The following is an 18331-nucleotide window of genomic DNA, read 5'->3' on the forward strand; positions in this document are numbered from 1 at the left end:
ACAGACGGTATCCGCGTGCGGTGAAAATCAAGATGAGCAGCTACCCACGGAAGCGTCCCCGCCCGGTCCGTCGAGCACGCTCCCGCAGGCCCCTACGTCGCGTCCGTTCCTAAAGTGAACGGCATTGGCTTTAAGACGGGCATAGCGGATCGCCTCGAAGAATTGCGCGAGTTGTATGCTGAATACGCCACTGCATTCCTTGGGTACGAATGCACACTCGTAGATGTCAAAAACAGCGACAGGCTGTTTCGCCTTGAGCAATTGGTTCCGTGCTTTCATGGTGTCGTCCGGCAGCAGCCGGAGTCCTGTTCAGAAGCACAGCAGTTCTTCCTCGATATTGCGCTTCGTATGGCCTTCATCAGCCTTAGTCGAAGACTATCTGGGGAGCCTGGAACCTTCTTATGTGAGACGCCGGAAAACGCCTTGGACATGAGCTACGTTCAGAATGTGGCAACCATGTTCACCAAGTTCGCCAAAGAGCGCCATTCAGTCGTGTTGACAGCGAATATTCAAGAACATGGGCTGTATCATCATTTCCTGGGCGAAATCAATCCGGAGCAAACCCGACAACGAGTGCTCAATCTGCTGGACTATGGACTCCTTAGCAAGGTCCACAAGGCGGCAGTCAATGGTCTGCGGAAGCACTCGCCGAAGACATGAGGTCCACAGTGAGATCAACTCGGATTGCGCTGCGAATGCGTGATGTCGGTGTGACACTTGCGTCGGCGGGCGCGTTTAATCAGTCACTAGGGAAGCTTCAGTTGCAGAAGTATATTTATCTGCTTGATGCCTTGGGGGGAGTGTTTGAAACGCTTTCTCCCGCTGAGTCGCATCGGACCTACTTCCACGGGCCCTACGATTGGGCCATTCAAGATGCGGTCGACTGCCTTGCCTTTCGGGGGCTCGTTAGGATCGAAGCGGTCAAGCGCCATAGCAGCGGAGGCGTCCAGGCCCGATATCGACTCACGGCCGACGGAAGCCGTTGGGTTGGTGCTCTTCGTCAAACGAGTTTGTTGGACCGCAGGTTTCGAGCCGGAGAATCTATTGCTCGACGAGTCGACCGGATCGGGTGGGCACGGCTTCGTGAGCTAGTTTATGCAGAGCCTACATTTGTCGAACGAGCATCGGCTGGGTATGGTCAAGAACTCTCACCTGCAACTGCTTTCGATGCGTCTACTCGCGAGCTTGTTAGCATAATATGCGAAGCGCTTGAGACGGGCTGGCCCAACTTTCGAGTCAGCGAGGACGTTGTTGCCGACGTCTTCTTTCGCTACTTGGATGCCTACTCGAAGCGCAGGACTTCAACGCCAAGAGGAGGCGGGCTTGAGTCTCACAATTGATCAGCAGTTGGCCCTCAAGGCGGTATTGGGGGAACTGGGCACTAAGGTCGGAAGCCGCCTTAACCTAGACTTCGACGCCACTCAGTCCTTTTTTGATCTATTGCGAAAACTTACAGAGAGTGCGCGGGGGATCGTTAAGCATGATTACTCCATTGCGCTGCTTCCGACCGGGGCTGGTTCAGCGACGCTTACTAGCGCAACGATTGCCGCCTCGTCAGCTCTGAACAGATTTACGGTAGATTTCAAGCTAAGATTGGTTCAGGCTGAATCGGCCTCGATTTCTGAACTCGACATTACACAGCGCTCTGAACAGCAAGGCATTGTCGAGGTCTTGACGGCAACGGGTGGGTATTCGCGGATCGTAGTTCAGGGTGTGCTTGTTGCCCTTTGGCAGCCCTCAGAGGTGAGCAGCCGCCGCTTGGCTGCTACGTGGAATCGCCCCATTGAGGATTTTGGCAAAATTCTCAATGATCATATCGAAAATGCCATAGTAGATGAGCGGCAATTTGAGTACTGGGCGGACAAGAAAAATAGAGTTCTCTTGTCGGGGAAGCGAGGGACGGAACATATTTTTCATCTACCGCTTTTCTGGTGGCTCAATACTTATGTGAACGACGCTCTTAAGGTGGTTGGCGAAACCCGTGGCTTAGGTCAGGACGCAACCGACATTACCGTGGTTACCGCCTCAGGAAGTCATGTTATTGAGGTCAAATGGCTTGGGCAAAACGATGCTTCGACAGAGTACAAGCACCCGCCCAGGATTAATGAAGGGCTTACTCAGGTCGGCACATACCTTAAGAATGATCCCCAGTTGGTGGCTGGGCACGTCGTTGTTTATGACGCGCGGCCTTCTGATATGCACGTGTCAAACTCAGTGCATGATGATGGGATCCGGCCTCTCCGATGTCCAAATCCATATGTTGTGTTTCTTGCGAGTGATACTCCAAGTAGGTCGGCGGCAAAGGCAAATCGACCTGCAGTTGCTTCTAAGGGTTCTACGCCAAGTGCGCCCAAACCGACAACGCGGAAGGCTAAACGGCCCGCAACTGGCCCTGTGGGTGCCGCGCTAAGCGTGCCCATGCCAACAGCTCGGAAGGCAAAGCGGCCTGCGACTATCCCTAAGGGGTCCACGTCAAGTGCGCCCAAACCCACAATTCGGAAGGCACCCCGACGCGCTCCTTCGACTCCAAAGGGACGGAAGAAGAAAGCCTAAGCAAAGTGATTCAGCCGAACTTTGACAATCGTTTTGTAGGTCGAGAACTTTCCGTTTTCACACCCAACCGCAGTAAGCCGCGGCACCGGTGGTATGAGTTCAAAGAAGGGTTTTCTGATGAACTTGTTGAAGAGGCGCTCTCGGAGATGCGCGGATGCGGCAGGCGACTGCGACTCCTTGACCCGTTCGCAGGTAGCGGGACCTCGCTTGTAGCCGCCGCGAGGTTGGGCCACTCAGCAACAGGGCTTGAGGTTAACCCATTCCTGGCGTTCGCAGCCGGCGCGAAATGCTATGCAGGTACTTGGGCAGAGAAGGGCTTCAATCGGACGATCGATCGCCTGTGCGGCAACGGAAGGCTAGAGGTTCGATCTCCGCTGGAAGGTGTCTCTACTTTTACTGAGCGCGAGGGAGCTTCTCGGTGGTTGTTCAATAGGAGCGTTGCGCGTGGCTTCTCTGCAATCGACTCTAAGTTGGATCGCAGGACCGGGCCTTATGCGCCCCTTAGACTTGCTTTGCTGGCGGCCGCAATGGAGTGCTGCAATGCTAGGCCTGACGGGAAATGCCTCCGATACAGACAGAACTGGGAGTCCCTCGGCTATTCGTCTGAGGATCTGCGTGCTTCGTTTCAGAAACGGGCGCGAATCATTTTTGAGGACTTGACCGCACAGCCGCTCCCTCGCAATGCCGTAAAGGTACGCCATGGGGATGCTAGGGCGTCAATTCGAAGGATCCGAAGCGAAAGTCATGATCTCCTAGTGACGTCCCCCCCCTACCTGAACTCGTTCGACTATACCGATGTATATCGACCGGAAATGTTCCTGGGTGGATTTGTACAGGACAATCAAGACCTCTACGAAGTTCGACTGCGCACCGTTCGTTCTCACGTTCAGGCCAATTGGCGGAAGCCGATCAATGTTGCATCTCCAATGCTTGTTCCACTGTTGGAACGACTGAACGGCTCGGATCGCTTGTGGGACCATCGCATCCCGAGCATGGTTCAGGCCTACTTCGAAGACATGCAGGACATCCTTCGGGAAGGGTACCGTGCGACCAGGAAAGGAGGCCAAGCATGGATCGTGGTAAGCACGTCTGCCTACGATGGAATCGAAATCCCAGTCGATCTTATCATCGCAGACATTGCGACGCGCCAGGGCTGGTTATTGGTTTCAGTCAATGTGCTCAGAGGGCTTCGGGCCTCTGGCCAGCATTGGAAGCATCTTTCTCCTGGTGCGAAGCCCCCACTTCGAGAGTCCCTCATCATTCTTCATAAGTAGAGCTGATTTCGAAGCCAGTCGATGGGACAGATGAAAGAGCTGTCCCTTCTTCCTTTAGTAACAAAACTCCTGGCTCGGTGCTGTCTCGAGGACCAGGGTATGGACTATGTGAAGGCCGGCCAAATGGTTCGCGGCGCCTGCTCTCACTAATTGGTCGATTACTGCCGGCTGCCCAGTGTCTGGGCTATTGGAACTATGGTATACGCAACTATTCAACGGCGGGCCTCGTTTGTCTTGGCTACGCGTTGCTTGTCTAGACTGCGCTTGCAGGAGTTGAATCGCTTCGCTTGAATCCTCTCACGCGACAACTGCCTTGCCGCTCATCGAAGTGCATCTCAGGCGACAAGTCTCGTGTCGCTCACCTCTCGTGGCTCACCGGGGCACGGGCTGGATGCCCATCGACGGCAAGGGCGTGGAGCCCATCACCTTGGGCCTGACGGCGAGCAACCGCAGGCCGTTGGCCACGACGAGCAGCGTGCTTCCTTCATGCAACACCACTGCGTGGCTGATCTGCGTCAGGCCGAAGAGGGTCGCGATGATGAGTATCGCGCTGATGCCTAGCGCGATGACCAGGTTCTGCTTCATCACCGCCGTGGCCTGACGCGCCAGGCCCAACGCGAAGGGCAAGCGGGACAGGTCGTCGCTCATCAGCACCACATCGGCCGTTTCCAGCGCCGCGTCCGAACCTGCACCACCCATCGCCACGCCCACCGCCGCAGCCGCCAGCGCGGGCGCGTCGTTGACTCCGTCGCCCACCATGGCCACGGAGCCCTGACGCCCCATCTCACGCACAGCCGTCACCTTGTCGGCTGGCATCATCGGCGCTCGCGCCTCGTCGAGCCCCACCTGCGCTGCGATGGATTTCGCCACTCGCGCATTGTCTCCGGACAGCATCACCGTCCGGGTAATGCCCTGCTGCTTGAGCGTCTCGATGACATGCCGCGCTCCTGCTCGCACGGTGTCCGCGACTCCAAGCACTCCGAGGTAGCGCCCTGCCTTGCGCACCACCATTGTCGTCTGCCCCGCCTCCTCCAGTCGGTCCACCTGCGCCTTGATGTCGGAGGGAACAGTCTCCCCCTCGAACAGGGCCAGGCTCCCAACGTCCACGAGCGCGTCACCCACCTTCGCGCGCAGGCCCTTGCCGTGGATGGCCTCCATGTCGCTTCCAGCCGGAGCCTGGATGCCCCTCGCGGACGCGGCCTCCACCACGGCGTGCGCCAACGGATGCGCTGAGAGCGCTTCCACCGCCGCCGCCGCTCCGAGCAGCTCCTCGTCCGTCACGCCCTCCACTGGCGCCGTGCTGAGCAGCTTCGGCTTGCCCACCGTGAGCGTGCCCGTCTTGTCGAAGGCGATGGCATTCACCTTCCCGAGCAGCTCCAGATAGATGCCACCCTTGATGAGCACTCCACCTCGCGCCGCCGCCGCCACCGCGGACAGCACGGCCGACGGCGTAGAGATGGCCAGGGCACACGGAGACGCGGCGACGAGCAGGGACACCGCCCGCAAAATCGCCTCCTTCAGCGGCATTCCCATCAGCACGAGCACCACGGGGAACACCACCGCGCCAATCATCACCAGCGGCGCGAAGGTGCGCTCCAGCCGCTGCGCGAAGCGCTGGTTCGGCCCCTTCTGGGCCTCGGCCTCGGCCACCATGTCCACCACGCGCGCGAGCACCGACTCCGAGGAGAGCCGCGTGACTTCCACCTCCAGCAGCGCCTCGCAGTTGACCGTTCCGGAGAACACCTCGTCGCCCGGCTTCTTCGGGACGGGCATGGACTCGCCGGTGATGGCGGCCTGCTCCAGGGAGCTCTTTCCCTCGCGGATGATGCCGTCCAGGGGAACGCGGTCACCCGGACGGACGACGACGCGGTCTCCTCGCAGCACCTGCGCCACGGGCACTTCCACCAGCTCGCCACCCCTGCGCACCCGGGCCACCTCGGGACGCAGCGCGCCGAGCGACTCGATGGAGCGCCTCGCACGGTCCATCGCCCGGTGCTCCAGCGCGTGACCCGCGCTGAACAGGAAGAGGAGGAAGGCGCCCTCGAACCAGGAGCCCAGCACCGCCGCTCCCAGCGCGGCGACCACCATCATCGTCTCGATGTCGATGCGCAGCTGGAGCAGCGACTTCACCGAGCCCCGGATGGCGAAGAACCCGCCACTCAGGATGGACAGCGCCCACACCACAGTGGGCACCAACGCGGGCACTGGCGCGAAGCGCTCCAGCAACCAGCCTGCGACGAGCAGCACGCCCGAGGCCACCACCAGCGGCATCTCCAGGAGCGGCGCCAGCCCGCCTCCGTGCGCGTGGTGCGAACACGCATGGCCGTGGCTCGGCACCTCCAGCGTGTAGCCGAGCTTCTTCGCCCCGGTCTCGATGCCCTTCAGCGAGATGTCTTCACTGTCGTACTCGACGACGAGCCGCTCGCTCGCGTACGCCACGTTCGCGGACAGCACGCCCGGGAGCTTGCCGAGCCCATGTTCGATGGCCGTCGCTGAGTCGGCCGAACTCATGCCTCGCACGAACCACGTGTGGCTCTTGTACCGCTTCGCCACCTGCTCACCCGTGCGCTTCACCGTCGTCAGCAGCGCCGCCGGGTTCACCAGCCCGGGGTTGTAGTGGAGGCAAACCTCCGCGTAGCCCTGGTCCCGACGCAGGTGCACATCGATGACACCGTGGTGCGCCTCGAGCGCGGCCTCCAGCTTCCGGAAGCGGCCCGCATCGTCCGTCTCTCCCGGCAGCGCGTCTTCCAGGTCGAGCTGGAGCGCCACGCCTCCGCCCTCCGCCGAGCGGTAGCCGGGCGGACGTACGCGCTTCGGCTTCGGGTGATGATGGTGATGCCCATGGTCCCCGTGGTCGTGGTCGCACCCGGCCCCGTGTTCATGCGCGGCGGCATTCCCGTGGTCGTGGTCGCACCCCGGACCATGCTGGTGCTCATCGGCACCATGCCCATGGTCGTGCTTGCAGTCAGGGCCGTGCTGATGCGCGTCGGCACCGTGCGCGTGGTCGTGCTTGCAGTCGGGACCGTGCTGATGCGCAGCGCCACCGTGCGCGTGGTCATGCCCGTCGCCACCGTGCGCGGCATGGTCATGCGTGCACCCCGGCCCGTGGACGTGCTTCGCCTGGCGCTTGGGTCCAATGATTTTCAATCCCTTCAGCACGGGCTTCGCGGCGGCGGGCTTCACCGCCGCGAGGGACGGCCCGTGGCCATGTCCGTGGTCATGCTTGCAGTCCGGTCCGTGGACGTGGGCGGCCTGGGCATCGGTCTTCTTCTGCTCGGACATGGCGTCTTCTTCCTGAAGCTGAAACCTAGTGGCGGTGTCCGCCGTGCTTGCGGGCAGGGGCGGGAGCGGGAGTCGGAGCACGCACCGGCTCCTCCTCTTCGTGGTGGTCCTCGTCCTCGTGCTCCTCCGGAATCGGCTGCGTGAAGCGCTGCCCCGCGACCTCCAGGGTGAACGCCTTGCACTCCGGCGGAACGTCGAACTCCAGCACCGCCGGGAGCCGACCCTCGTACGACTTCAGCGCCTTGCCCTGCTCGTCGTAGACAGTGCCACCGGCGGCCACCGTCATCGTCTCGTCCACCAGCACCGCCACCAGCTCCGCCATCTCCTCCATGCGGTCGGCGATGCGGTGACACCACAGGTGGCCCACGCCCGGATACGTCTCGTGGGAGATCTCCTCCATCTGCTCCTCGTCCACCTGGTCGCCCACGCCGACGAAGACGAAGCTCATCCGAGGCAGCCGGCCCGCCGCGATTTCCTTCGCCACCTGCGTGGCATAGGCCCGCACATCAGGACCGTCGGACAGCTGCGAGTCGGTGATGATGACCGCCAGCCCCCGCCGCGCCCCCGTCTGCACCTGCTGCTTCATGTGCGCCACGAAGTCGCGCAGCACCGGCAGCATCACCGTGGCCTTGCCGTAGGCCCTCGGTCCCGGGAAGCGGAAGTCCTTGGCCTGCACCGCCGACAGCAGCCCCACCTCCTCCAACTGGCTGCCATCCCCGGTGGCCCAGTACGCCACGCGCACCTGGCCGTCGCGGTCCTTGCTGGCCAGGTACTCCAGCATCCACCGCATCTGCGGCTCGACCAGGTTCTTCACCGGCGCCAGCTTGGCCAGCACGCCGCGAGGACCGTACTCGTCCTCCATGCTCGCCGAGCCATCCATGTAGAGGGCCACGTCCAACCCCTCCACCGTGGGGTCATGCAGCAGCGTGGCCACCACCTTGTTGCCCATCCGATGCACGTCCGAGAACGGACGCACGATGACTTCGTGCCCGGCCATCAGTGATGGTCCTCGTCTTCCTCGTGGTGGTCCTCGTCCGGCAGCGGCTGGGTGAAGCGCTGGCCGTTCACTTCCAGGGTGAAGCTCTCCGCGCCCTCGGGCACGTCGAACTCCAGCACCGCGGGCAGGCGGCCCTCGTACGTCTTCAGCACCTTGCCCTTGTCGTCGTAGATGGTGCCGCCCGCGGCCACCGTCATGTTCTCGTCCACCAGCACCGCCACCAGCTCGGCGACCTGGTTGATCTCCTTCGCGATGCGGTGGCACCACAGGTGCCCCACGCCCGGGTACTCCATGTGGGCAATCTTCTCGAGCTGCTCCTCGTCGATGGCGTCACCCACGCCCACCAGCACGAAGTTCAGCCGGGGCAGCCGTCCCGCCGCGATGTCCTTCGCCACCTGCGCGGAGAAGCGCTCCACCTCCTCGGCGTCATGCAACTGCCCGTCGGTGACGATGACCGCGCAGCCGCGACGCGCGCCCTGCGGCACCTGCTCCTTGAGGTAGCGCACGTAGTCCTTCAGCGCCGGCGCCAGGAACGTATTTTTTCCGAGCCTCTTCGCGCCGGGGAACTTGTACTGCTTGACGTCCACGCCCTTGAGCTCGCCCACCACCTCCACGTCCTTGCCGGAGGAGCCGCTGGCCCAGTACGCGACGCGGAGCATGCCGTTGCGGTCCTTGGTGGCCAGGTACTCCAGCATCCACTGCACCTGCGGCTCCACCTGGTTGGCGGGGTCCTTCAGGGGCGCGCCACGCAGCCACTCCAGAAAGGAGCGGTTGGGACGTTCGTACTTGTACTCCTCCTGCATGCTGCCGGACGCGTCCATGTAGATGGCGACGTCCAGGCCCTCGACGGTGGGGTCGTGCAGCAACACCGCACGTACCTTCCCCTCCTCGACGTGAAGATCCGAAAACGGCTCGACCGGCTTCTCGTGACCCATCGTTCCCCCTGCTAGGTGGCGAGTGAGGCTATCACCTTCCGGCGGGGTTCCACGCCCTCGCGAAAGGCGCCCTCAGTCCTCGAAGTCGGTCATCCAGTCGGGCTTCTTCGCGGGCGCGGGCGACGAGGGCGTGGACGACTCACTCGGAGTCTTCGCCGAGGGAGCCGCCGGGCGTGGCCTCGCTCCGAAGTCCTCCATCCAGGAGGGCGTGCCGGGCTTCGAGGGAGGCGGTGGCGCTGACGGCTTCGCCCGGGTGAGGCGGGGCTTCGCCGCCTCCGGATGCGCCGCCGCGTGCGCGTTCAGGAAGTCCTGCATCCAGTCGCTCGGACGCGGAGGCTTGGGCGGCGCGCGCGGGGGCAGGGGACGCTGGGGCGCAGGGCTCGTCACTCGCGGCGCGGAGACATGGGGCGTGCCACCGCCCGCGCGGACCCGCGAGCGAAGCGCGCGCTCGGCTTCCGTGGGCCACCCCGGCAGCGCGGCCAGGGCCTGACGCGCCAGCTCCAGGAACGCGGGCGCACTGGCCTCCGGCGGAATCTTCACCTTCTCCGCGCGCAGCCACTCCGCCATGCGCGTGAGCAGGCCCGGGTGCTGGCGGCGCAGGATGGCCACGTCGCCCTTCACCTCGTAGCCGCGCAGCTCCAGCTCGGCGATGGCCATGGCGCGGCTGGGCACGGGCAGCTCCATCTGTGCGAGCGCCTCCGGTCCACGGTTCGTCCCCGCGTCCTCCTGGAGCTGGGTGAGCACGTCGTGGAGCATGCGCGCCACCATGGGGCCGTTGGAGGCATTGCCCATCTGGAGCTCCGGCGGCACCGACGGCCACGCGAGCACCAGCCCCTGTCCCTGCGCGATGACGTCCGGCCTGTCTCCCGGCAAGAGCGCGACGTAGCCCCGGGGCGCGGTGGAGCTCTCCGGCGTCTGCACATAGTGGAACGCGTCCACCGCGCCGTGCGTCAGCCCCGCGAGCACGTCTCCGCGAGTCACCGTGAGCTGCCCCGGCACGCGCTGCGGCGAGGTGCCCGGCCAGGGGCCGGACAGGTGCCCGTAGAGGTACACCGGGTCGTTGAAGCCCTCGGCGTCGGCGGGGTGCTCGACGAGCTCGATGGAGAAGAAGAACAGCTCCGACGCGGCGATGCGCCGAGGCGTGCGCCCGGAGGCAACTTCATGGTGCGTGAGCTGCGCGCGCGCGGCGGCCGGCAACAGGCCTCGCTCGCTCGCGGGCACGACGTGAATCCCGCCCAGCGCGTCCAGGCCCACCAGCCACTCCGGCTCCAGGACGTGATTCGAGTCCAGCCGGAAGGCGTCCACCACGTGCGCAATCTCGGAGGCGTCCGACTGGACGGGCTCCGGCGGCGTGGCGGCGTGGGGGATGAAGTAGCGGGGCAGGTTCACGGCGGCGGCGTCAGGCTCCCGCAACCGCGCGGACCACGCAAGCTCGGCACGGGTCCCTGATTCAGCCCCAGGCGCCTTCGTGGACGTCGCGTGCCTCCTGCAAGGCGATGGGGCCTTCCACCTCGGTGGGGCTGCTGCCCCGCTCGAAGACCTCCCGGCACGACATGGCGAGCCCACCCCGGGCCGTGCCCAGCAGCTTCGCGAACTCCGCGGACGACAGGGAGAACACCACCCGCCGCACGCCGCCCCAGAAGATGGCGCCCGCGCACATCGCGCACGGCTCCGTGCTCGCGTACATCGTACAGCCCGCGAGGACCTCCGGCGTGAAGCGCTTCGTCGCGTCCCGCATCAGGTTGGACTCCGCGTGGCCCGTGCAGTCGCGCTGCGTCTCCACCGTGTTCTCGCCCTCCAGGAGCACCTGGCCCTGGGCGTCCACCAGCACCGCGCCGAAGGGCTGGTCCCCGCGCGCCCTGGCACGGCGCGCCGCTTCGATGGGCTGCAGCAGGAATCGGGTTTCCTCGGGACGCATGGGCCAGCCTCCGGTTCGGGGCGGCAACCTAACGATGCACCCAGGAGCGTGCCACGGTTCCACGGGGAGGAGGGACGTCGGCTCCTCGACCCGCGCCGTGTCCCGGGCACCTGGAAGCGAGTCCAGGCGCCCGGGCACGTTCAGCGGTTACTGGTCGTCGCAGGGGGTGCCCAGGCGGATGCCCTCGTACACGCCCAGGTCGTTGTAGATGAGCGGCAGGTTCTCGTCGACGGGCACCTGGCGCAGCTCCAGCGACTTCTTCGTGTTCTCAATCCAGACCGACGACTTGGCCTTGTCCAGCACCAGCCGGAGGTCGCCCTTCTTGGTGGAGAAGATCTCTCCCTCCGAGTCGGAGATGACGTTGGTCATCTTCTGCGGCTTGAGCGCGCCACGCGGACCGATGAAGACGCGGTAGTTCTTCTGGTCCGTGGTGCGGATGCCCTTGTCCACGAAGTAGTAGTTGCCCTTGGTGTCGCGCAGGAGCGCGTACGGCGCGAACTGCTGCGGGCTGGGAGCGTACGTGGCCTTGCGCAGCAGCTCCGCGGCCTGGGCAGGCTCCATGATGGTGAGCGGCACGTTCTTCTCGCCGCACCGCACCGCGCAGCTCTTCTCCTTGCGGTCGTAGTCCACCTCGGAGACGACGCGCCAGTCCTGGCCCCGGAAGTTGGGGTTGGCGTCCTTCCGGAAGAAGCGCGGCTCCAGGAAGTTGGTGCCGGAGGTGTACGGCAGCGCGGGCACCTCGAAGAAGGTCTTCCCGTCGCCGTAATAGAGCACGTCCCGGCCGCGCTCATCGTTGTCGGGACTCACGACGGAGTAGTGCCCCTTGCCGTCGGTGCAGACGGTGGTGGCCTCCATGATCATTTTCTGGCCCAGGTTCTCCTCCTTGCCCCACGGGGGCTGGAGGGTCTCGGCGGCGAAGGACGCGCTACAGGCGAGTGACGCCGCCACGGCGGCGATACGCTGGAAGTTCATCGGAGGTCTCTTGGACTAAAGGTTCGTCTTGTAGAACTTCTTGGCGAACGTCTCCTGGTTGGAGGCGTCCTTCGAGGTGGTCCAGATGAGGCGCTCGGCGTCGAACTTCGGCTCCAGGCTCGCGCCCAGGCGGCAGCTCACCTGCTTCACCTTCTCCTTCACGGTCTGCTTGGCGACGTTGGAGACGTCACACAGGGCCTTCAGCGCGCTGAGCGAGGGCTCACAGAAGCTGCTGATGCTCAGCTCCTTGAGCTGGTCATCGGTGATGGTGCTCCAGTCGATGCTCGCCGCCACGGAGGTGCCACAGGACTTGTTCATCTCCTGGAGCGTGGCGCCGTAGTCCTTGTCGTGGTTCGCCATCTCGCCCTTGCGGTCGAACGCCATCAGCTTCGTCAGCGTGCCGTCCGCCTGCTGCTTCTGGTGCTGCTTGTAGACCTCCTCCGCGTTGAGCGCCTTGGTGCGCTTCTCGTCGAAGCTGACGCGAATCTCCTTGGCGCGCCCCGGCACGTTCAGCTCGTAGTTCGAGTTGCGCATGTACAGCACCGTGTAGCCACGCCCCTGCCACTGGGTGACGTAGTTGTGCTGCTCGGTGCTGTTGGTGCTCCAGTCCTTGAGCTCGAAGGGCATCACCTTGCCGTCCAACTCGGAGCCCGTGCCCTGCACACGCAGGATGTACTTCTTGGACGAGCGCGGGGAGAGGGGGACGACGGCCACTTCCTCGCCCTCGGAGCCGGAGTACACCTTGCCGGCTTCAACGGGGGCCGCCGCGAGGCTGGAGGTAGCCCCCAGCAGCAGCGTGGTGACGAATACCGCGACCATGTTTCTCAAGCGATTCACCTCATGAGGCAGGGGCCCGTCCCATCCGGACGGCGCCATGTGTCAGAACTCGATGTCGTGCTGCTTGCAAAACTTCCGGACCCGGGCCTGCTCCAGCCGGGGGACCTTGGGCCACTGGGCCTTGGCGTTGCTCAGGTCCCCCTGCCGGCAGAAAGCCCGCGTGAGCAGCGAATAAGACGCCAGAGGGATGACCTTGGGTTCCCGCCGCTGGCTGCTGCGCGCCAGACGGATGGCCTCCACGGTGTCTCCCCCGTTTAAAGCACGCTCCGCGTCCGCCAGAAGCTGCCGCACCTCGTCAGAGAGCTTTTCGGAAGGCTCGGGTCGGGTGGAAGGACGCGTGGAGGGGGGCGGGTTCTTCGTCGCCACACCGGTGGGGTCGTCCGGAGGCGGGTCCGCCGGCGTCGGCGCGCCCGTCTTCGTCCCGTTGTCCGGAGGGGGCACCTGGGTGCCCGTGGTGCCTTGGGTGCCCGTGGCGGTCTGGGTGCCCGTGGTGCCGGTGGCGACGACGGTCGGAGGGGTGCCCGTGGTGCCCTGGTTGCCCGTGGCGACGGGCTGCACCGGCGGGGGCGTGGGGGTGCCGCCGGTCGGCGTGGTGGGCTGGGGACGGGTGAACCACCAGCCGCCTCCGGCCACGACGACGAGCGCCGCCACGACGAGCGCGGCCACCGGCGCGCGGCTCTTCGGCGCCGACGGGGGCGGCGTGGCCACCGGGTGGACCACCGCGGCGGCGCTCGCGGGCTGGACGGCGCCGGGCTGCAACGTGGGGGACGGCGGGAGGTAGCTCTGGGGCGCGACGGGCGGCGGCAGGGGTGTTGCCTGCTGGGAGATGAGCGTGGGGTCCAACCCCGGAGGGTCCATCAAGGGCGCGGCCTGTGGCGCCGAAGCATGGACGAGCCCCATCTGCCCGGTGCCTCCAGCGGCGAACCCCGCGGGCTGGACGAGCCCCATCTGCCCGGTGCCTCCAGCGGCGAACCCCGCGGGCGCGGCGGGCGGGACGATGCCCATGCTCCCGCTGCTGCCCGGGGCCATGGTGTCCTCGAAGCCCATGCGGCCCGTGTCGGGGCCCTTGCGAACACTGCTCGGCGCCAGCGTGTTGGACAGCGAGGGCGGGCCCTCGGAGGGCAGGGCGATGCCGGACGGCGAGCCGGTGGGGCGGGGGTGTCCCCCGTGAGAGCCCGCGGCCGGGCTGAGCGTGTGCAGGGGGCTGCCGGTGAGGTCCTCCACGAAGGAGGCGATGTCCGGGTAGCGGTCCTCGATGCGCTTGGACAGGGCCTTGTCCACCGCGGCGATGGCGTGGGCCGGAGCCTCCGGACACAGCGGGGCGAGTGGCGCCGCCGGCTCGTAGACGACGCGGAAGATCATCTGGGCGATTCCCCCCGCGCCGAACGCGGGAGTGCCCGTCATCATCTCGTAGACGATGCAGCCCATCGCGAAGATGTCCGTGCGGGCGTCAATCTCGCGGTTGCGGCCCTGGGCCTGCTCGGGCGACATGTACTGCGGCGTGCCGATGAGCATCGCCTCCTGCGTCTGCACCGTGCCGGAGTCGAGGACCTTGGAGATGCCGAAGTCGAGCAGCTTGAGCCGCTCGCCCACCACGCCCCCGGAGTCCGTGGGCACGAGGAAGACGTTGGCCGGCTTCAAGTCGCGGTGGACGATGCCCGCGCCGTGGGCGGCCTGGAGCGCGGAGCCCATCTGCCGCGTGAAGGAGTAGACGTCGTGCAAGGGCAGCCGCCCCCGCTCCAGTCGGGACTGGAGGCTCTCTCCGCGCAGGAACTCCAGCACCAGGAACGGGGTGCCGTCCTCCAGCGTGTCGTAGTCGAGCACCTCGACGATGTTGGGGTGGCCCAGCCGGGACGCAATCTCCGCCTCCCGGCGGAAGCGCGCGAAGATTTCGGCGGTGAGGTGGTCTCCACCGCGCAGCACCTTCACCGCGACCTGCTTGCCCGGGAGGCGCAGGTGCTGGGCCAGGTACACCGAGCCCATTCCTCCTCGCCCCAGGATGGACAGGACCTTGTAGGTATTGCGCAGGACCGTATCGATGGACAGGTCACCGTCGGACGGTCGATTCATGGGGCTGTGGCTCGCACGGGATTCTCAGGGGTGTTCCTCCCCATTCCATCCTCCCACCCCACCCTCTAGCAACCCTCACGAGGCGGGATTCCGGACGGAGGCTCTCTTGAGCGGTGAGAACCCCTGGTGGCTTTCCGCCAGCCTGCTAAGGAGGCAGCCTGTATGACGAAAGTCGCGCCGCCCAAGGACTTGCTCGAGGTCCGCGTCCGCCGAATCCATCGCCGGGACCTCAACCGGACCTGGGAGTTCCTCAAGCTCGTCTTCCGCGACGTCAATCGGGAGACGGTGGAGTACCAGCGCCCCCGCTCCAAGCGCCGCTTCATGGAGGTCTACACCTCCGAGTGGATAGAGCAGCTGCTCTACGAGGTGGACGGGGAAATCGTCGGCTACTCCGAGTGCGCCTTCGAGGCCACCGGCGACGACAACTGGGTGAACCCCCGCTGGTTCGAGAAGCGCGGCATGCGGCCCCTCTTCGTGGAGGAACTCGCGGTGCACCCGGATTACCAGGGGCGCGGGGTGGGCAGCTTCATGTTGGATCAGCTCCAGCACCTGGCCCGCACGCGTGGCTGTACGCACCTGGTGCTGGAGGTGGCGGAGAACAACGAGGCCGCGCTGGCGTGGTACCGGGCGCGGACGTTCTACAAGCTCGACGCCGCCATCTTCCTCGCGCAGAAGGTGCCGGGAGAGCCGGACCTGCTCCCGCCGCGTCGAATCAAGCGCCGGACGAAGGCAACTGACGGCGAGGCGACTTCGCCCAACACCGGACCCATGCCGGCGACCCCCGCGACGCGCGGTGGCGCACGCAAGGGACGCGCGCCCGCGGCGAAGAAGGGGAGCTGAGCGTCACGGCGCCTTCGCGGTGGGGCTCGCGAGGGTGCGGTGGAAGAAGCGCTCGGCGTCCTGGCCGAGCTGGCGGTGCAGCTTCACGCGGTCCACTCCCGGCGGGTCCACGCAAATCTCGGGGGCGTGTTTCGCCATCTCCGGTCGGCAGGGCGCCAGGAACACGAAGTGCCCGGCCTTGGGCACCTGCGTGTACTCGGGCGGCTTGGGCAGTGCGTCGCGAACCTGGAGGGCCTGGGCGGCGCCGTCGAGCACCTCGTCCTGCTCCGCCGAGTACAACCGGACGGGCACCTTCACGTCCTTCAGTCCGGCCTTGTCGAAGAAGACGCCCACGGGCGCCATGACGAAGAGGGAGCGGATGCGCGGCTCATGGGTGCCACCGCGCAGCTCGGGGCGGACGGCGCGCACGGCCTTCATCTCGGTGCACAGGACGCTCTTCGCGTGCGCGGCCTCCGCGCAATAAGGCGCCAGCTTGTCGAAGTCCGGTGACGCACCCCCCAGCAGGAGCACCGTGTAGCCGCCCAGGGAGAAGCCCATGGCGCCCACGCGAGCCGGGTCCACGAGCGGGCCGAGCGTCGCGTCCGCGAGCACCGCGTCCAGGAGCGTCCGCACCTGCCACGCGCGTCCCAGGAACACCTCGTCCGTGCCCGAGCGCTCGCCGTCACCGTGCGTGTTGCCCGCGTGGTCCAGCGAGGCGACGACGTAGCCCTTGCGCGCGAGCGCCGCGCCCAGGTCGCTGTGTCCCCCAGCGCGTGCCCATGTGGCCGTGCGAGATGAGCACCAGCGGATGGCGTCCGGAGACGGGCGGCAAGTCCTTGCTCGCGTCGAGCTGGAGCAGGTCCATGGGGATGGGCTTGGAGGGCTGGGTGGAGGGATAGAGCACCACGCCGCGCAGGGGCCCGCCATTCACGGGGTCCTTCATGGCCAGCTCGCGGTAGCCCACGCCTCGGATGGTGGAGGCAGAAGCGGAGGCCGCCACGAGCAGGGCGGCGAGCGCGAAGGCCCTGGGGAGCACGGTGCCACCAAGTTTCCCGGAAGTCGTCATGGCCTCCTTATCGTCCGAACCGGACTTTGATTGCAGCTGTCGAGGGTGATGCTGGACGACACGGGGTTGCGACTGGAGTCGCATGGGCCGCACGGGGCGTGGACCGCATGCTCGCGCCCCTTGCCTCACTTCGGGAGTGGACCTGGACAGGCGCTGATGAAGACGCCGTGGCGCGGATGGCTGCTGCTCGTGGCCTCGCTCATCGCGGGAGGCGCGGCGGCTCAGGACGCGCACTACTGGACACGGCAGTTCGGCAACCGGGCGTGGCTGCTCGGGGGCGCGCTGCTGGGCGACCCCGCGGACATCAGCGCCGTCTACTACAACCCCGGAGCGCTGGTGCTGGTGGGCTCGCTGGAGCTGGAGCTGACGGGAAGCGTCTTCGAGTACTCGCGCCTGTCGCTGGTCAACGGCCTGGGGCCCGGCAAGGACCTGAAGACCTCGCGCTTCGACGCGCTGCCCGCCTTCATCGCGGGCCCGCTGCGCTTCAAGGGGCTGGGCCGCGCGCGCATGGGCTACGCGCTCCTCACGCGGCAGGGCTTCGAGACGCTGCTGACCCGGCGCGAGGACTTCTCCGGCACCGACCTCGTGGGAGTCCCGGGCCTCTCACGACTCTCCTCCGACGTGCGGCTGGAGCACGGCGTGAAGGAGCTGTGGGCCGGCATGAGCTGGGCGTATCCGCTGAGCAAGTCGCTGGGCGTGGGCATCACCCCGTTCCTCGCGGGCCGGCAGCAGCACGCGGACTTCCTGGCCATCTCCCAGGGGGAGGGCGCGGACGGGCGCGAGCTGCTCGCGACGGTGAGCCGCACCTATCGGCTCCAGCACCTGAGGCTGCTGGCGAAGGTCGGCGTGAGCTACCAGGAGGAGCGGTGGGCCATGGGCCTGACGGTGACGACGCCCAGCGTGGGCCTCTACGGCAAGGGGGAGGTCGGCCTGGAGCGCGCGCTGAGTCAGCAGGGCTTCCCATTGGAGGGCCCCTCGCGGGTCTCCGACTTCCAACCGAGCACGCCCGCGCGTTTTCGCAGTCCCTTGTCCGTGGGGCTCGGCGGCAGTCGGGTGTTCGGCGGCACCACGCTGCACGCGGCGGTGGAGGTCTTCGCGCGCGTGCCGGTGTTCCGCATCCTCGACAGCGACCCCATCCCCGTGGAGGGCCCGGAGCGCGTGCTGAGCAGCGACGTCTTCTATGGCTTGGAGCCGGTGGTCAACGCGGCGCTGGGCGCGGAGCACCGCGTGGGCGACAAGCTGCGCGTCTACCTGAGCGTCCACACGGACTTCAGCGCCGCCATCAACCTGCCCAACACCAGCACGCTGCTGGCGACGGGTGACCTGTACCACGTGGCCACCGGCGTCTACTTCCCCGTGCGGCACTCACGCGTCACCGTGGGCACGGACCTGGCGTGGGGCCGTCAGTCGACGCAGCGCTTCTCCGACCTGCTCGCTCAGACGGGCCTGCCCCCTCCGAGCGAGTCGCAGGCGGTCCACGTCTTCCACGCCACGCTCGTCGTCGGCCTCACCCTGGGGCTGGGAGGCGGCGAGCGGGAGGAGGACGAGGCGCGCCCCAAGTCGGACCTGGAGGTGCCCCTCGTGGACGAGGACGGTGCGCGGTAGCGC

The 18331-nt window shown here is 66.1% G+C and carries 14 protein-coding genes; 4 read left to right on the forward strand and 10 right to left on the reverse strand.

Translation table 11 applies throughout. From position 1 onward, the window contains the following. Nucleotides 1-114: 114 nt before the first annotated feature. On the forward strand, nucleotides 115-660 hold the full coding sequence (locus LZ199_RS43720; protein WP_253999771.1) for a hypothetical protein: 546 nt from the start codon (nucleotides 115-117) through the stop codon (nucleotides 658-660). A gap of 663 nt (nucleotides 661-1323) precedes the next feature. Then, on the forward strand, nucleotides 1324-2553 hold the full coding sequence (locus LZ199_RS43725) for a hypothetical protein (RefSeq protein ID WP_253999772.1): 1230 nt from the start codon (nucleotides 1324-1326) through the stop codon (nucleotides 2551-2553). A gap of 1646 nt (nucleotides 2554-4199) precedes the next feature. On the opposite strand, the gene LZ199_RS43730 is transcribed toward LZ199_RS43725, so the two are convergent. The 8 genes from LZ199_RS43730 to LZ199_RS43765 form a co-directional block, all read right to left on the reverse strand. Beyond that, entirely contained in the window at nucleotides 4200-7109 is a 2910-nt protein-coding gene (locus tag LZ199_RS43730; protein WP_253999773.1) for a heavy metal translocating P-type ATPase, read from the reverse strand. A gap of 25 nt (nucleotides 7110-7134) precedes the next feature. Further along, entirely contained in the window at nucleotides 7135-8106 is a 972-nt protein-coding gene (locus LZ199_RS43735) for a vWA domain-containing protein (RefSeq protein WP_253999774.1), read from the reverse strand. After that, nucleotides 8106-9041 carry a vWA domain-containing protein gene (locus tag LZ199_RS43740; RefSeq protein WP_253999775.1) on the reverse strand — a complete coding sequence of 312 codons (936 nt, stop codon included), beginning with the start codon at nucleotides 9039-9041 and terminating at the stop codon, nucleotides 8106-8108. Before LZ199_RS43740 ends, LZ199_RS43735 begins: the two co-directional genes overlap by 1 nt. Nucleotides 9042-9113: 72 nt before the next feature. Further along, a complete protein-coding gene (locus LZ199_RS43745) occupies nucleotides 9114-10430 on the reverse strand; it encodes a hypothetical protein (RefSeq protein WP_253999776.1) in 1317 nt (438 codons plus the stop codon). A gap of 61 nt (nucleotides 10431-10491) precedes the next feature. Next, a complete protein-coding gene (locus LZ199_RS43750) occupies nucleotides 10492-10959 on the reverse strand; it encodes a nucleoside deaminase (RefSeq protein WP_253999777.1) in 468 nt (155 codons plus the stop codon). 147 nt (nucleotides 10960-11106) lie between these two features. Next, a complete protein-coding gene (locus LZ199_RS43755) occupies nucleotides 11107-11931 on the reverse strand; it encodes a hypothetical protein (RefSeq protein ID WP_253999778.1) in 825 nt (274 codons plus the stop codon). A 15-nt stretch (nucleotides 11932-11946) separates the two neighbouring features. Beyond that, a complete protein-coding gene (locus LZ199_RS43760) occupies nucleotides 11947-12750 on the reverse strand; it encodes a hypothetical protein (protein ID WP_253999779.1) in 804 nt (267 codons plus the stop codon). Between the two features lie 60 nt (nucleotides 12751-12810). Further along, nucleotides 12811-14838, reverse strand: coding sequence for a serine/threonine-protein kinase (locus LZ199_RS43765; RefSeq protein ID WP_253999780.1), 2028 nt, complete (start codon nucleotides 14836-14838; stop codon nucleotides 12811-12813). Nucleotides 14839-15000: 162 nt separating this feature from the next. Between LZ199_RS43765 and LZ199_RS43770 the strand changes: the two genes are divergently transcribed. Continuing rightward, a complete protein-coding gene (locus LZ199_RS43770; RefSeq protein WP_253999781.1) occupies nucleotides 15001-15678 on the forward strand; it encodes a GNAT family N-acetyltransferase in 678 nt (225 codons plus the stop codon). Nucleotides 15679-15681: 3 nt separating this feature from the next. Here the strand turns inward: LZ199_RS43770 and LZ199_RS43775 are convergent, their stop codons facing one another. Further along, nucleotides 15682-16314, reverse strand: coding sequence for an alpha/beta hydrolase family protein (locus LZ199_RS43775; protein WP_253999782.1), 633 nt, complete (start codon nucleotides 16312-16314; stop codon nucleotides 15682-15684). Nucleotides 16315-16339: 25 nt separating this feature from the next. Beyond that, complete coding sequence (locus tag LZ199_RS43780) at nucleotides 16340-16723, reverse strand: hypothetical protein (protein WP_253999783.1); 384 nt, start codon at nucleotides 16721-16723, stop codon at nucleotides 16340-16342. 156 nt (nucleotides 16724-16879) lie between these two features. Between LZ199_RS43780 and LZ199_RS43785 the strand changes: the two genes are divergently transcribed. Continuing rightward, complete coding sequence (locus tag LZ199_RS43785) at nucleotides 16880-18328, forward strand: hypothetical protein (RefSeq protein WP_253999784.1); 1449 nt, start codon at nucleotides 16880-16882, stop codon at nucleotides 18326-18328. Nucleotides 18329-18331 lie beyond the last annotated feature (3 nt).

It is taken from the genome of Myxococcus qinghaiensis (assembly GCF_024198215.1).
Classification (GTDB): domain Bacteria; phylum Myxococcota; class Myxococcia; order Myxococcales; family Myxococcaceae; genus Myxococcus; species Myxococcus qinghaiensis.